Source organism: Ketobacter sp. MCCC 1A13808 (genome assembly GCF_009746715.1).
Classification (GTDB): Bacteria; Pseudomonadota; Gammaproteobacteria; order Pseudomonadales; family Ketobacteraceae; genus Ketobacter.
On the sequence record NZ_VRKW01000062.1, the window covers coordinates 1 to 1,310 of the forward strand.

1 protein-coding gene is annotated in these 1,310 nt (G+C 47.3%); it reads left to right on the top strand.

Going from position 1 to position 1,310, the window contains the following annotated elements:
- Positions 1-65: 65 nt before the first annotated feature.
- Positions 66-1,274: an IS256 family transposase gene (locus tag FT643_RS23015; RefSeq protein ID WP_156873738.1), complete on the top strand. Its 1,209-nt coding sequence runs from the start codon at positions 66-68 to the stop codon at positions 1,272-1,274.
- Positions 1,275-1,310 lie beyond the last annotated feature (36 nt).

The window sequence follows — 1,310 nt, forward strand, 5'->3', positions numbered from 1 at the left end:
GAGACTGTAAAAATAACCGTGTAACTGCTTATCATTAGCCAACTAAGGTAAAGGATAAGCAGCCCATGGACAAGAAACAACTGGAAGCCATAGCCAAGGAAGCCGCCAAAGGCATCAAGACTGAGCAGGATCTCAACGAATACCGCCAGATTCTCACCAAGATCGCAGTGGAAGCCGCTCTCAATGTGGAGCTGGATGAGCATCTGGGATACGAAAAGCACATCAAAGCGAACAAGGGTAATAGCCGCAATGGCTTCAGCAGCAAGACTGTCAAAACCGAAGACGGTGAATTTGAGCTGCTAACTCCTCGTGATCGCGAAGGCAGTTTTGAGCCTCGTCTAGTCAAGAAACGCCAGACCCGCTTCACGTCTATGGATGACAAGATTCTCAGCCTCTATTCGAAGGGCCTGAGCACACGGGAGATCGTCGAGGCTTTCCAGGAGCTGTATGGCGCAGAAGTTTCACCAACCCTGATATCCAAAGTCACCGATGCTGTGATTGACCGAGTTACCGAGTGGCAATCCCGTCCATTGGAGCCGGTTTACGCCATTGTTTACCTGGATTGCATTGTCGTTAAAATCCGTCAGGATCGCCAGGTTATCAACAAAGCCATCTACCTGGCCCTGGGTGTGAATATGGAAGGCCAGAAGGAATTACTGGGCTTGTGGCTATCCGAAAATGAAGGCTCAAAATTCTGGCTTAACGTGCTGACAGAACTGCAAAATCGCGGTGTCAACGACATCCTTATTGCCTGCGTGGATGGGCTGAAAGGTTTTCCAGAAGCCATCAATGCCGTTTACCCACAAACCCAAATCCAACTGTGCATCGTGCACATGGTTCGCAATTCCCTGAAATACGTACCCTGGAAAGACTACCGGGCGGTTACCATGGATTTAAAGCTAATCTACAAGTCCATTACAGAGGAACAGGCTTTATTGGCGCTGGAACAATTCGCAGAGCACTGGGATGAGAAATACCCACAAATCAGCAAATCCTGGCGAGCACACTGGGAACACATAAGAACCCTTTTCAGTTATCCTGAGGATATTCGCAAAGCCATTTACACTACCAACGCCATTGAATCGCTGAACAGCGTCATTCGAAAAGTCATCAAAAAGCGGAAGTTATTCCCAACAGATGATGCAGCTCGGAAAGTGGTCTATCTCGCAATTCAAGACGCTTCCAAAAAATGGACCATGCCGATTCGAAATTGGAAAGCTGCCCTGAATCGATTTATTATTGAGTTTCCTGAGCGTTTGCAGAACTATATTTAAACAAAAGCAGTTACACGGTTTTGTTTACAGTCTCGA